Origin of the sequence: Streptomyces sp. RK62 (genome assembly GCF_018070255.1) — a bacterium.
GTDB classification, from domain to species: Bacteria; Actinomycetota; Actinomycetes; order Streptomycetales; family Streptomycetaceae; genus Streptomyces; species Streptomyces nigra.
Window position 1 is genome coordinate 1 of the sequence record NZ_JAGPYD010000033.1, and the last position, 13,321, is coordinate 13,321.

At 72.2% G+C, this 13,321-nt stretch carries 10 protein-coding genes and 2 pseudogenes; 9 read left to right on the forward strand and 3 right to left on the reverse strand.

Annotation, left to right across the window (positions count from 1 at the left end; genetic code table 11):
• Both KBY32_RS35075 and KBY32_RS35080 read left to right on the forward strand, forming a co-directional pair.
• Positions 1–2,549, forward strand: a 2,549-nt coding sequence (locus KBY32_RS35075) for a glycine cleavage T C-terminal barrel domain-containing protein (protein ID WP_210982917.1), incomplete at its 5' end; no start/stop codon positions are given.
• Positions 2,542–3,141, forward strand: coding sequence for a sarcosine oxidase subunit gamma (locus KBY32_RS35080; protein ID WP_210982918.1), 600 nt, complete (start codon positions 2,542–2,544; stop codon positions 3,139–3,141). The genes KBY32_RS35075 and KBY32_RS35080, both read left to right, overlap by 8 nt.
• Positions 3,142–3,145: 4 nt before the next feature.
• Here the strand turns inward: KBY32_RS35080 and KBY32_RS35085 are convergent, their stop codons facing one another.
• A complete protein-coding gene (locus KBY32_RS35085) occupies positions 3,146–4,084 on the reverse strand; it encodes a LysR family transcriptional regulator (RefSeq protein ID WP_210982919.1) in 939 nt (312 codons plus the stop codon).
• A gap of 134 nt (positions 4,085–4,218) precedes the next feature.
• Here KBY32_RS35085 and KBY32_RS35090 point away from each other — a divergent pair, with 134 nt between their 5' ends.
• From KBY32_RS35090 to KBY32_RS35610, 4 genes and pseudogenes are all read left to right on the forward strand, one after another.
• Positions 4,219–5,418: a cysteine desulfurase-like protein gene (locus tag KBY32_RS35090; protein WP_210982920.1), complete on the forward strand. Its 1,200-nt coding sequence runs from the start codon at positions 4,219–4,221 to the stop codon at positions 5,416–5,418.
• A 104-nt stretch (positions 5,419–5,522) separates the two neighbouring features.
• Entirely contained in the window at positions 5,523–5,798 is a 276-nt protein-coding gene (locus KBY32_RS35095) for a hypothetical protein (RefSeq protein WP_055622303.1), read from the forward strand.
• Positions 5,799–6,365: 567 nt separating this feature from the next.
• Positions 6,366–6,999 (forward strand): annotated as a pseudogene (locus tag KBY32_RS35100) (response regulator transcription factor); the annotation flags it as partial.
• Positions 6,992–7,138, forward strand: a pseudogene (locus KBY32_RS35610) (ATP-binding protein); the annotation flags it as partial. The pseudogenes KBY32_RS35100 and KBY32_RS35610, both read left to right, overlap by 8 nt.
• Positions 7,139–7,416: 278 nt before the next feature.
• Here KBY32_RS35610 and KBY32_RS35105 read toward each other — a convergent pair.
• Positions 7,417–8,631 (reverse strand): metallophosphoesterase, encoded by a 1,215-nt coding sequence (locus KBY32_RS35105; protein ID WP_210982921.1) that lies wholly within the window; start codon positions 8,629–8,631, stop codon positions 7,417–7,419.
• A gap of 315 nt (positions 8,632–8,946) precedes the next feature.
• On the opposite strand from KBY32_RS35105, the gene KBY32_RS35110 reads away from it, so the two are divergent.
• The 3 genes from KBY32_RS35110 (at position 8,947) to KBY32_RS35120 (ending at position 11,557) form a co-directional block, all read left to right on the forward strand.
• Entirely contained in the window at positions 8,947–9,288 is a 342-nt protein-coding gene (locus KBY32_RS35110) for a metalloregulator ArsR/SmtB family transcription factor (RefSeq protein ID WP_115509134.1), read from the forward strand.
• Positions 9,285–11,030, forward strand: a complete 1,746-nt coding sequence (locus KBY32_RS35115; RefSeq protein WP_210982922.1) for a SulP family inorganic anion transporter — start codon at positions 9,285–9,287, stop codon at positions 11,028–11,030. Before KBY32_RS35110 ends, KBY32_RS35115 begins: the two co-directional genes overlap by 4 nt.
• A 170-nt stretch (positions 11,031–11,200) precedes the next feature.
• On the forward strand, positions 11,201–11,557 hold the full coding sequence (locus KBY32_RS35120; RefSeq protein ID WP_115509136.1) for a metalloregulator ArsR/SmtB family transcription factor: 357 nt from the start codon (positions 11,201–11,203) through the stop codon (positions 11,555–11,557).
• Between the two features lie 129 nt (positions 11,558–11,686).
• Here KBY32_RS35120 and adh read toward each other — a convergent pair whose 3' ends face one another.
• The gene (gene adh / locus KBY32_RS35125) at positions 11,687–13,210 is read right to left on the reverse strand and encodes an aldehyde dehydrogenase (RefSeq protein WP_210982923.1); all 1,524 of its coding nucleotides are present in this window, start codon (positions 13,208–13,210) and stop codon (positions 11,687–11,689) included.
• Positions 13,211–13,321 lie beyond the last annotated feature (111 nt).

The window sequence follows — 13,321 nt, forward strand, 5'->3', positions numbered from 1 at the left end:
CCCCCGACCCCGCCCGCTACGACGCCGTACACACGCACTGCGACCTCCTGATCATCGGCGCCGGCCCATCCGGACTGGCGGCAGCCGCAGCCGCAGCGGACACCGGCGCCCGAGTCGTCCTCGCCGACGACCAGCCGGAGCCCGGCGGCTCCCTCCTCGGCACCACCGACCACCTCGACTGGGTGGAAGAGGTAACCGCCCACCTCCAGAAGGCCCCCGAGGCCCGCCTCCTCACCCGCACGACCGTCTTCGGCTACTACGACGACAACCACCTCCTAGCCCTGGAGCGCCGCACGAACCACCTGGGCGCCACCGCCCCCGCCCACCTCGCCCGCGAACGGATATGGCGCATCCGCGCCCGCCGCGTCGTCCTCGCCACCGGCGCCCACGAACGCCCGCTAGCCTTCCCCGACAACGACCGCCCCGGCGTGATGCTGGCCGCCTCAGCCCGTACGTACGTCAACCGGTACGGCGTCCTGCCGGGCCGCGAGGCCGTCATCCTCACCACCAACGACAGCGCATACCCGGCGGCGCTCGACCTAGCGGCGGCCGGCATCCGCGTCGCGGCCATCGTGGACACCCGGCCCGAAGCGGGGGAGTGGGCGGCCCGCGCGGAGAGGGCCGGCATCGAGGTACTGCCCGGCCACACCGTCACCGGCACGGCCGGCACCGCCCGCCTCACCACCGTGACGGTCGCCCCCTCCGAGCACCCCTCCCCACAAAGGCGATTGCCCGCCGACCTACTCCTGGTCTCCGGCGGCTGGAACCCGGTAGTGCACCTCTTCAGCCAGTCCGGCGGCACCCTCCGCCATGACCCAGTGTTGGGCGCCTTCGTCCCCGACCGGACACGCCAGGCGGTCGAGGTCGTGGGCGCCGCCAGCGGCGTACTCGACCTGTCAACCGCCCTGAAGCAGGGTGCGGCGGCGGGCGCCCGGGCCGTCGAGACCGAGGGCCACCCACCCCCGCCCACACCCCCACGCCTGCCGGACCCCGCACCGCAGCCCCGCCCAACACCCCCCATGCGCCTGTACGACATCCCCGGCGACGGCGACGGCGACGGCAACGGCAACGGCAACGGCGACGGCGACGCCCCCGGCCCCCGCTTCGTCGACCTCCAACGCGACGTCACCGTCGCCGACCTGACCCGCGCCACCGGCGCCGGACTGCGCTCCGTAGAACACACCAAGCGCTACACCACGGCCGGCACCGCGGCCGACCAGGGCAAGACCTCCGGCGTCCTGGCGAGCGGCGTCGTCGCCGGACTGCTCGGCGTCGACATCGCCGACCTCGGCACGACGACGTTCCGTCCGCCGTACACACCGGTGTCGTTCGCGGCTCTCGCCGGCCGGGACCGGGGCGCCCTGCGCGACCCGGTGCGCACCACAGCCCTGCACGACTGGCACGTCGCGCACGGCGCCCTCTTCGAGAACGTCGGCCAGTGGAAACGCCCCTGGTACTACCCGCGCGACGGCGAGGACATGACGGCCGCCGTGCTGCGCGAGTGCCGGGCCGCCCGCGAGGGGGTGGCCTGCATGGACGCCTCCACCCTCGGCAAGATCGACGTCCAGGGCCCGGACGCCGGGGTGTTCCTCGACCGGATCTACACCAACCTGATCAGCACCCTGCGGCCCGGCATGATCCGCTACGGCGTCCTGTGCCGCCCGGACGGCATGGTCTTCGACGACGGCACGGTCACCCGTCTCGCCCCGGACCGCTTCCTCGTCACCACGACCACGGGCAACGCGGCGGCCGTCCTGGACTGGATGGAGGAGTGGCTGCAGACGGAGTGGCCGGAGCTGAAGGTGCACTGCACCTCGGTGACCGAACAGTGGGCCACGGTCGCCCTGGTCGGCCCGCGGTCCCGCGCGGTGCTGGCCACCCTCGCACCGCAACTCCCGATCGGAGCCGCCGACTTCCCCTTCATGGCCTGGCGCGACGCGACCGTCGCGGGCATCGAGGCCAGAGTCTGCCGGATCAGCTTCTCCGGCGAACTCGCCTACGAGATCAACGTGTCCGCCTGGCACGCCCTCACCCTCTGGGAGGCGGTGCACACGGCCGGCGCCCCGTACGGCATCACCCCCTACGGCACCGAGACCATGCACGTGCTGCGCGCCGAGAAGGGCTACCCGATCATCGGGCAGGACACCGACGGCACGGTCACCCCGCAGGACCTCGGCATGCACTGGGTGGTGTCCCGGAAGAAACGCGACTTCATCGGCAAGCGGTCCCACACCCGCGCCGACACCGCCCGCCCCGACCGCAAGCAGCTGGTGGGCGTCCTGCCCGACGACGGCGACACCCTCCTCCCCGAAGGCACCCATCTGATCGCGGACGGTGTGCTCCCGGCCCCGCCGGTGCCGACGCTCGGCCATGTCACCTCCAGCTACCGCAGCGCCGCCCTCGGCCGCACCTTCGCGCTCGCCCTGGTCAAGGGCGGCCGTGACCGTGTCGGGGAGCGACTGTTCGCCCCCGTCGGCGGCCGGCTGGTCCCCGTGACCGTCGCCCACCCCGTCCTCTACGACCCCGAGGGAGCCCGCCGCGATGGCTGACCCCGCCCCGCGCGGCCCGCTGGCCCAGCACACGCACCGCCTGACCGCCGCCACCCGCGCCTCGAACGGCACGCTCCGGCTGGCCGAGATCCCCTTCCTCACCCAACTGGACCTACGCCTCGACCCGAAGGGCCCGGCGGCCGGCGCCATAGGCCTGGCCCTCGACCTGCACCTCCCCACCCAGCCCAACACCGTCGCCCGCGCCGGACACCTGACCGCGCTGTGGCTCGGCCCGGACGAGTGGCTGCTGGTCGCGCCACCGGGCGGCGAGTGGCACCTGGAGCGCCGTATCCGGGAGGCCGCGGGGGAGGAACCGGTCTCCGTCACCGACGTCTCCGCCCAGCACACCACCCTCCTCGTCTCCGGCCCCCGCGCCCGCGACCTGCTCGCCCACGGCTGCGCCCTCGATCTGCACCCACGGGCCTTCGGCCCCGGCCGCTGCGCCCGCACCCGACTGGGCCGCACACAAGCCGTCCTGATCGCCCGGGACACACACCGGGCCGGCTTCTGGGTGCTCGTCCGCTCGTCGTTCGCCACGTACCTGACGGACTGGCTGCTCGACGCGGCGACGGAGTATCTCCGGGACGCTTGAGGACCTACGCCCCGACGTCCCGCAGCGCCCGTGTCAGCAGGGTGATCAGTTCGTCGGCGATCGGGGGCCGGGTGCCGGGCCGACTCACGGCCAGGATCTCCCGGCGCATCGGCGCCGACCCCGGCGGCAGCACCACGCGCTGCACGCCACCCCCGCCGTGCTCACCGTCGGTCAGAGAACCGTCGATCAGGCCGGCCGGGATCCAGCCGACGGCGAGGCCCGCCCGGATCATCGCCAGCATGCTGTGCAGATCCTCGGTCTCCAGCGTGACCTCGGGGGCGATGCCCAGCTCACCGGCCCAGCGGTGCAGCAGCCGGCGATCGGGGCTGTGCGCCAGACCGGACGTCCACTCCCGGTCCAGGCAGTCCTCCAGGGCGAGCGGGCGGCCACCGGGCTGCGGGCCGGCGACGAGGACGAGCGGTTCGTGGCCGAGCGAGGTGAGGGCCAACTCGGCGGACGCCACCGGCGGGTCCTCCGGGAGGTAGCGGTAGGCGATCAGCAGATCGAGGTCGCCGGAGCGCACCCTCGGCAGCCCCGCGTGCGTCTCCACGATGATCAGCCGTACCCGGACGCCCCGCTCCCGGGGCCGCAGCGCGGACAGCACGCCCGGGAACAGATGGCTCACCGCGCTCGGGTACGCGCCGACGCGCAGTTCGGCGACCTCCCGGCGGGCGATGCCGTCGGCGGCGTCCCGGAAGCGGGCGGTCGCCTCGAACAGGTCCCCGGCGGCACGGGCCAGCGACCGTCCGGCGGAGGTGAGGATCAGCCGGCTGCCCGGACGGCGGACCAGCAGCTCGACCCCCAGGTCGCGTTCCAGGGCGGCGACGTGCTGCGACACCGCGGACGGCACATAGCCGAGCGCTGCCGCCGCCGCGGCCATGGAACCGTGCTCGACCACGGCCAGGAAGGTGGAGAGCAGCTTCAGATCCGGCTGATCCTTCACGACGCACCGCCTCGCACGAGCCCTCCACCCATCATGAAACGTGAACTCTCTCTTCGCGATCCATCGCTTTACGTGTCGCACGGCCGGGTGCCAGAGTCTAGGTGTCCACGGCGTCCCGACCGAAAGCCGAGGCCATGGCCATCGACCTGACCGCACTCCGCGCCCACTTCCCCTCCCTCCGGGACGGACTGGCCTTCTTCGACGGACCCGGCGGGACCCAGACCCCGCGCCCCGTCGCGCACGCCATCGCGGCCACGCTGAGCGCACCGCTCTCCAACCGGGGCGCGGTCAGCCCGTCGGAGCTCAACGCCGAACGTGCCGTCGCCGACTTCCGCGCCGCCTACGCCGATCTGCTCGCCGTGCCCGCGCGGGGCGTCGTCCACGGGCGCAGCGCCACCCAGCTGACGTACGACTTCTCCCGGCATCTGGCCAAGGACTGGGCGCCCGGCGACGAGATCGTCCTCAGCCGCCTGGACCACGACTGCAACGTCCGCCCCTGGATCCAGGCCGCCGAACGGGCCGGGGTCACCGTGCGCTGGATCGAGATCGACGCCGGGACCACCGAGCTGGACCTGGCCTCGTACGAGCGTGCGCTGTCCTCCCGCACCCGGCTGGTCGCGGTGACGGCAGCCTCGAACGTGCTCGGCACCAAGCCGCCCCTACGCCGTATCGCCGACCTGGCGCACGAGGCCGGCGCGCTGGTGTACGTGGACGGCGTGCACTACGCCGCGCACGCCCTCGTGGACGTACCGGCCCTCGGCGCCGACCTGTTCGTATGCTCTCCGTACAAATTCCTCGGCCCGCACTGCGGTGTGCTCGCCGCCGCTCCCGAACTGCTGGAAACGCTGCGGCCGGACAAGCTCCTGCCGTCCACCGACGCGGTGCCGGAGCGCTTCGAGTTCGGCACGCTGCCGTACGAGACGCTGGCGGGCGCGACGGCGGCTGTGGACTTCCTCGCCGCCCTGGACCCCGCGGCCGAGGGCACGCGCCGGGAGCGGCTCGCGCACTCGTTGGCCTCGCTCCATGAGCACGAGACCGTGCTGCGCGGCCAATTGGAGGAGGGACTGGGCGCACTCGGTGACGCCGTGACCGTCCACGCGAAGGCGGCCGACCGCACCCCGACCCTGCTGATGACCCTGGAGGGCCGCGACGCCCGTGCTGCGCAGGCGCATCTGGCGGCGCGCGATGTGGTGGCCCCCGCCGGGTCGTTCTACGCCTACGAGCCCTTCACCGCGCTGAAACTGTCCGACCCCGCGCTGCGCGTCGGTCTGGCGCCGTACAACACGGCCCAGGAGGTGGACCGTTTCCTGGAGGGGCTGGCGTCCTTCCTCTGACACGGCGCGCCAAAAGGCAATTTGGGACATTTCTCATTAATCTCCGTAAATCGTGAGGGGTCACTCTCTCGCGATTCGCATCCACCTCGCTCCACGGAGATCACATGCTCAAGCTTCGCAAGGCCGCCGTCATGGTCGCCGCCCTCGGCAGCGTCAGCTTCCTCGCCGCCGGCACCGCCCACGCCGACGGCCCGCAGGGCAACGCGTACAACGTCCAGCAGAGCACCGAGTGCAAGTCGCACGACCTGAACATCGACATCCTCGGTGTCGTCGGCCTGCTCAACGGCGTCCTCGGCAGCGGCGTCAACGGCGAGGGCGACTCGGGCGCGCAGAGCACGCACCTCGGCTCGGAGATGGGCTGTAACAACAGCGCCTTCTGAGCGAACCCCTATCGGGGCCACCAGCCAGGCGATCGGCATCAGCCGGTCGCCTGGCTGTCGTGTTCCCGCCTCAGCTTCTGTCGTCGTCGTGATCGTCGTAGTCGTCATCATTGTCGTCCGCGGACGTCCTGGCGGATGGTGGGGACCTCCTGGTGCGTCGCGGAGGTGTCCGTCATGTCGGAGTGCGCGGACCGTGAGAGTCCGGCTTCGAGGTCGCGTGACAGGGTGTCCCTTCCCTTTGCGGGACAGGGCCGTGGTCGCGTGACAGGGTGTCCCTTCCCTTTGCGGGACAGGGCCGTGGGAACCGTCGGCGGACCGGTCCGCCCTCACCCTAGGAGCGCCGTCGGTAGCGGCCGGACAGCGTCGTGCCAGCGGACGGTTAAGGAATGTCCCACGTTCCGTTCCCGCCATCGACGTCACAACGGCGGAGCGTCGCCACGAGAGTGATGCCACATCAACTCCGGTGCACGGCGTGTGCCGTGCGCACGTACTCGACGGCGGCGGGCCGTGCGCACCGCCCCGCCCCGCTCGCTCCCCGCCCTCTCAACCCCCTTGGGGGTCCGCCGAATGCGTGCCTTGCTGATCGAGGACGACGATCGAGTGGCCGGCCCCTGCTGGAAGAGCTGGGCCAGTTCGGCTTCACGGTCGACCGTGCCCGCACCGGAGCGGAAGGGCTCGCCGCCGGCCCCTGCGACATGGTGCTGCTGGATCTGGGTCTGTCGGACGTGGACGGCATCGAGGTGTGCCGGGCGCTGCGGCTTCGCTCCCAGGTGCCCATCATCATGATCACCGCCAGGAGCGACGAGGTCGACCGGTTCCTCGGTCTGGAGATCGGCGCCGACGACTACATGTCCAAGCCGTTCGGTGTCCGGGAGTTGATCGCCCGGATCAGGGCCGTCACCCGGCGCTCGCAGAGCGCCTTCGCCGAGAGCCCGCCGACCGCGACCGCGACCGGGCCCGCCGCGCCGGGCCGTCCGACTCCGGGCCTCCAGCGGATAGGCCCGCTGACGATCGACCGCCGGACCGTCAGGTGCACCTCGGTCAGGAACCGGTCGCCCTGTCCCGCAAGGAGTACGACCTGCTGGTGTGCCTGGCCGACGACCCCGGAGCCGTCTGCACCCGGCAGCACATCCTGGACACCGTGTGGCAGCCCAACTACTTAGCTCCCACCAAGACGTTGGACGTCCACATCGCGGTTCTGGCGGGCCGCCGACTCCTACCACGAGGGCACCGGCCTCGGCCTGCCCATCGTGCGCCAGCTCACCCGGGCCGGCGGCGGCGACGTCGTCCTGGAGGCCGCACCCGGCGGCGGTCTGGACGCCGTGGTCCGGCTGCGCCCCGTGGTGGAACAGCGCAACGACGTCATCGTCGTCCTCGACGCCCGCCCTGGAGAACACGGTTTACTCGGTGTTCGCCAACCCGCTGAACGGCCCCACCGACCGCCCCTGCGACGGCACCAGCGCCCTTTATACCCCGGACGGCAGCGCCCTCGTACGGGCGGCCCCGGCCCAGGACACCACCCTCCTCGCCGACCTCACCCCGGGCGCGCTCGCCGAAGCCCGGTTCCACCTACGGATGCTGACGGAGCATCGGGAACCGGCGCCCTTCCGACCCCGCGCTACGCCGCATGCGGGGAACGCAGCACGAGCAGGGTGATCTCGCTGGGTGCGAAGACCCGGAAGGGCGGGCCCCAGAAGCCGGTGCCACGGCTGGTGTAGAGCTGGGTGCGGGTGCCGTGCCGACTGAGCCCGGCGAGGGCGGGCTGGTCGAGGCGGACGAGGTGGTGGAAGGGCCAGATCTGGCCGCCGTGGGTGTGCCCGGACAGCTGGAGGTCGACACCGGCGGCCGCCGCCCGGTCGACGAACTTCGGCTGGTGCGCCAGGAGCAGCACGGGCAGGTCGGGGTCGGCGCCCGACAGGGCCGCGGCGACGTCGGCCCGGTGACCGGGCAGGCCGGAGGACTGGGCGGTGACGTCGTCCACGCCGGCGACGACGAGGGTGTCACCGCCGCGTTCGAGCAGCAGATGGCGGTTGCGCAGCGGCTCCCAGCCCAGCTCGTCCATCAGGTCGACCCAGCCCTGAGCCTCGCTGTAGTACTCGTGGTTGCCGGTGACGTACACCTTGGCCCGCGTGGCGCGCACCGTGCCGAGCGGGGCCGCCTGGGCGCGGCGGCGGTCGGCGGTGCCGTCCGCGATGTCGCCGGTGTGGCACACCACGTCGGCGTCCAGGCCGTTCACCGTCTCGCAGACCCGCGCGGACCAGCGGGCGCGATCGAGAGGCCCGTAGTGGGTGTCGGTGATGAGGACGACCCGCAGGCCCTCCAGCCCGGCGCCGAGCCGGGGGAGCCGGACGTCGACCTGCCGCACGCGGGGGACGCGCCGGGCCTCTCCGTACCCCCAGGCGAGCAGGACGGCGGTGACGCCGAGGACGGCCCAGGTGACGATCCGGGCGCGGTCCTGCCCCTCGCCGACGCCGGCCAGGGCGAGCGCGATCCGTAGCGGCACGCCCAACAGCACCGACCAGGTGAACAGCACCCAGCTGCCGCCCAGCAACGAGTCGCCGAGCACGGCCGCCCGGTCCTGCTGGCGCCGCCCGTGACCACGCGCCATCGCGACCGGCATGACGACGAGCCCCACGACGAAGAGGGCGGTGCCGGTGAGCGTGACGGGCAGCGGCCACCGCTGACCGGTGTGCAGGAGCACCCAGCACGGCACGGCCCACAGCAGGACGGGGGCGATCGCGGGGAGGTAGCGCATCACGCGGTACAGCAGCCGCCTCGGCCGCGGGGTCCGCGCTTCACCGTCGGCGGATCGGGTGTTGCTGGTGTCGGTCACGCGTCCCCTCCAACGAACTGCCGTCTACGCGCACTGTATCCGCCGCCCTCGGGGGCCTGTGCGGGCTGGCCGGACGTGGGTCGCGGGGGGTGAGCCCGCACAGGGTGGGCCGCACTGGGTGGGCCGTCTGTAGAAAATGCCGAATTGCAAAATTACGCAATTGCATAGATGCTGTTGTGGCTGCCCCCGTCAGGACGTGCCCCCGCAAGGACGTGCCGACGCCAGGAAGCGCCGACGTCAGGACGTGCCGATGGCCGGGTGCCGCACCTCCACAGGCCCCCGCCCGGGGTGCCGTCCGCAGGAAGCCGAGGGGTCGTGTCCGTTCCGCTGTACCAGGCCAAGGCCGAGTTCTTCCGGATGCTGGGGCATCCCGTACGCATCCGGGTCCTGGAGCTCCTGCAGGACGGGCCGATGCCGGTCAGGGACCTGCTGGCCGCCATAGAGGTGGAGGCGCCCGGCCTGTCGCAGCAGCTCGCGGTGCTGCGACGGTCGGGCATCGTCACCTCCACCCGGCAGGGCTCCACGGTCGTCTACGAGCTGGCCGGCGGTGACGTCGCCGACCTCATGCGCGCCGCGCGCCGCATCCTGACCGACATGCTCGCCGGGCAGGGCGAACTGCTGGCCGAGCTGAAGGAAGCGGAGGTCGTCGCGCGATGACCTCCGGTGCCCGCCGGGTGTGGACCCGGATCACCTCCCTGCTGCCCGGCCGCGACGACCTCGCCGACGTACGGCGCGACCCGCGCCGGGACCTCCTCGCGGGCCTGACCGTCGCGATCGTGGCGCTGCCGCTCGCCCTCGGGTTCGGGGTCTCCTCCGGGCTGGGCGCCGAGGCAGGGCTGGCCACCGCCGTCGTAGCCGGTGCCCTGGCCGCCGTCTTCGGCGGGTCGAACCTCCAGGTCTCCGGACCCACGGGAGCCATGACCGTCGTCCTGGTGCCGATCGTCGGCGCGTACGGCCCGACCGGCGTGCTGACGGTGGGCCTGATGGCCGGCGTGCTGCTGGTCGCCCTCGCCGCGATGCGCGCCGGGAAGTACATGCGGTACGTGCCCGCCCCGGTGGTCGAGGGCTTCACCCTCGGCATCGCCTGCGTCATCGGCCTCCAGCAGATCCCCAACGCCCTGGGCGTGCCCCAGCCCGAGGGCGACCGGGTGCTGGCGGTCACCTGGCGCGCGGTCGAGGAGTTCGCCCACTCCCCGAACTGGACCGCCGTCGGCCTCGCCGTCGCCGTGGCCGCCGTCATGCTCGCGGGCGCCCGGTGGCGGCCTACCGTCCCCTTCTCGATCGTCGCGGTCATCGCCGCCACCGTCGTCGCCCAGCTCGCGCACCTGGACGCGGCGCAGCCGATCGGTGACCTGCCGTCCGGCCTCCCCGCCCCCACCCTCGCCTTCCTCGACCCCGGCGCACTCGGCTCCCTGCTCGCGCCCGCCGTCGCGGTCGCCGCCCTCGCAGCCCTGGAGTCCCTGCTGTCGGCCTCGGTCGCCGACGGCATGACCGTCGGACAGCGGCACGACCCCGACCGGGAACTCTTCGGACAGGGCCTTGCCAACATCGCGTCCCCGCTGTTCGGCGGCGTCCCCGCGACCGGCGCCATCGCCCGCACCGCCGTCAACGTCCGCACCGGGGCGACTTCGCGGCTCGCCTCCCTCACCCACGCCGCGGTCCTGGCCGTGATCGTCTTCGCCGCCGCGCCCCTCGTCTCCAGGATCCCGCTGGCCGCGCTGGCGGGCGTGCTGCTGGCCACCGCGATCCGCATGGTCGAGGTCGGCTCCCTGCGGGCCATGGCCCGGGCCACCCGCTCAGACGCCCTGATCCTCGTCCTCACCGCGGTCGCCACCCTGGCCCTGGACCTCGTGTACGCCGTGATCATCGGCCTCGTCGTGGCCGGCGCCCTCGCCCTGCGGGCGGTGGCCCAGCAGGCCCGACTGGACCTGGTCCCGCTGGACCGCGGCGACCACACCGCCGAGGAGCACGCCCTGCTCGCCGAGCACATCGTGGCCTTCCGGCTCGACGGCCCGCTGTTCTTCGCCGCCGCCCACCGCTTCCTGCTCGAACTGACCGAGGTCGCGGACGTCCGGGTGATCGTCCTGCGCATGGCGCGGGTGTCGACGATGGACGCCACGGGCGCCCTCGTCCTGAAGGACGCGGTCGAGAAACTGACCCGCCGCGGCATCCTCGTCCTCGCCTCCGGCATACGGCCCGGCCAACGCCAGGTCCTGGACTCGGTGGGCGCGCTCGAACTGCTCCAGCCCGACGGCCGGGAGTACGCCACCACCCCGGAGGCGATCCGCGCCGCCCGCGACCACCTGGAACTGACGGGAATCCTGTCCGCCGACATGGTCCCGCAACAGCCGGCACTAAAGCCCGCCCTGCCGTCGGAGTCCCAGGAGGAACCCGCCTGACCGGGCACGCTCCCCGCCGCTCAGGCCGTGCGGCCCCTTCTGCCCGATTGCTAATGTTGGCAATTCGAGAGGTCGTCACCACAGGGCAGCGGTGCGCCCGTGACTGAGCGCGGAATCGGCGGTGCCGGCTCTGCCGGCGAGGATGGCAGCATGGACACGGAGGCGGCACGATGAGCACGCCGCTGTACCAACTGAAGGCCGAGTTCTTCAAGACGCTCGGGCACCCCGCCCGCATCCGGGTCCTGGAACTCCTCAGCGAACGCGAGCACGCGGTCGCCGAGATGCTGCCCGCAGTGGGCATCGAACCCCCGCACCTCTCCCAGCAGCTTGCGGTCCTCCGCCGCGCCAACCTCGTCACGACCCGCAGGGAGGGCGCCACCGTGTACTACTCCCTGGCCACCCCCCAGGTCGCCGAACTCCTGCGCGTCGCCCGCACCATCCTCTCCGGCGTCCTCACCGGCCAGGCCGAACTGCTCGCGGATCTCCAGGCGGGCCCTTCCGGCACGACGGCCGAACCACGGTCCTGACAGCACCGGCCCCCCTGCCCCGAAGCACGACGCGAGAGGGCGCCTGCGGGTCCTCTGACCCGGCAGGCGCCCTCTCCGACATCAGGACCGCTGCCGTCCAGCGGTCCGGCCGTCCGGCCGTCCGGCCGTCTAGAAGAAGCCCAGCTTCTTCGGCGAGTAGGACACCAGGAGGTTCTTCGTCTGCTGGTAGTGCTCCAGCATCATCTTGTGCGTCTCCCGGCCGATACCGGATCCCTTATATCCGCCGAAAGCGGCATGTGCCGGGTACGCGTGGTAGCAGTTAGTCCACACCCGGCCCGCCTGGATTGCCCGGCCCGCGCGGTACGCGGTGTTCACGTCCCGGGTCCACACGCCCGCGCCGAGGCCGTACAGCGTGTCGTTGGCGATCTTGATGGCGTCGTCGAAGTCGTCGAACGACGTCACCGACACGACCGGACCGAAGATCTCCTCCTGGAAGATCCGCATACGGTTGTCGCCCTCGAAGATGGTCGGCTGGACGTAGTAGCCGCCCTTCAACTCGCCCTCCTGCTCCAGGCGTTCACCGCCCGTGAGGACCTTCGCGCCCTCCTGCCGGCCGATGTCGAGATAGGAGAGGATCTTCTCCAACTGGTCGTTGGACGCCTGCGCGCCGATCATCGTGTCCGTGTCCAGCGGGTGACCGGTCTTGATCTGTTCGGTCCGCGCGACCGCGGCCTCCATGAACTCCGCGTACTGGCCCCGCTGCACCAGCGCCCGGGACGGACAGGTGCAGACCTCGCCCTGGTTGAGGGCGAACATCGTGAAGCCCTCGAGCGCCTTGTCCCGGAAGTCGTCGTTCGCCGACCAGACGTCGTCGAAGAAGATGTTCGGGGACTTGCCGCCGAGCTCCAGCGTCACCGGCGTGATGTTCTCCGAGGCGTACTGCATGATCAACCGGCCCGTGGTGGTCTCACCGGTGAACGCCACCTTGGCGACCCTCGAGCTGGACGCCAGCGGCTTGCCCGCCTCCACACCGAAGCCGTTGACGATGTTCAGCACACCGGGCGGCAGCAGATCGGCGACCAGGCTGAGCCAGTAGTGGATGGACGCCGGGGTCTGCTCGGCCGGCTTGAGCACCACCGCGTTGCCCGCGGCCAACGCCGGCGCCAGCTTCCACGTCGCCATCAGGATCGGGAAGTTCCACGGGATGATCTGCGCGACCACGCCCAACGGCTCATGGAAGTGGTACGCCACCGTGTCGTCGTCCACCTCCCCGAGCGTGCCCTCCTGCGCCCGGATCGTGCCCGCGAAATAGCGGAAGTGGTCGATGGCCAGCGGGATGTCGGCCGCCAGCGTCTCGCGCACCGGCTTGCCGTTCTCCCAGCTCTCGGCGACGGCCAGCCGCTCCAGGTTGGCCTCCATCCGGTCGGCGATCTTCAGCAGGATGCCGGCCCGCTCGGTGACCGACGTACGGCCCCACGCCGGAGCGGCCGCGTGCGCCGCGTCGAGCGCCCGCTCCACGTCCTCCGCCGTGCCCCGCGCGATCTCGGTGAACGGCTGACCGGTCACCGGCGACGGGTTCTCGAAGTACTGCCCCCGGCTCGGCGGCACATACTCACCACCGATGAAGTGGTCGTAACGCGCCTGGTAGGAGACGATCGCGCCGTCGGTGCCGGGCGCCGCGTAACGGGTCATCTTGCTCTGCCTCCCGAAGAACCGCTGCCCGCCGTTGGGCAGCTCGCACCGCGAGGCTAGGAGCGGCGAGGTTGCAACCAGGTTGCGTGCCCCCCGCCCCGCCCCGCCCCC

What these genes read in the sequence shown, in the direction of transcription:
- KBY32_RS35080 (WP_210982918.1), top strand. Translation starts at nt 2,542, where the DNA reads ATGGCTGACCCCGCCCCGCGCGGCCCGCTGGCCCAGCACACGCACCGC.
- KBY32_RS35090 (WP_210982920.1), top strand. Translation starts at nt 4,219, where the DNA reads ATGGCCATCGACCTGACCGCACTCCGCGCCCACTTCCCCTCCCTCCGG.
- KBY32_RS35095 (WP_055622303.1), top strand. Translation starts at nt 5,523, where the DNA reads ATGCTCAAGCTTCGCAAGGCCGCCGTCATGGTCGCCGCCCTCGGCAGC.
- KBY32_RS35115 (WP_210982922.1), top strand. Translation starts at nt 9,285, where the DNA reads ATGACCTCCGGTGCCCGCCGGGTGTGGACCCGGATCACCTCCCTGCTG.
- KBY32_RS35120 (WP_115509136.1), top strand. Translation starts at nt 11,201, where the DNA reads ATGAGCACGCCGCTGTACCAACTGAAGGCCGAGTTCTTCAAGACGCTC.
- adh (WP_210982923.1), bottom strand. Translation starts at nt 13,210, where the DNA reads ATGACCCGTTACGCGGCGCCCGGCACCGACGGCGCGATCGTCTCCTAC.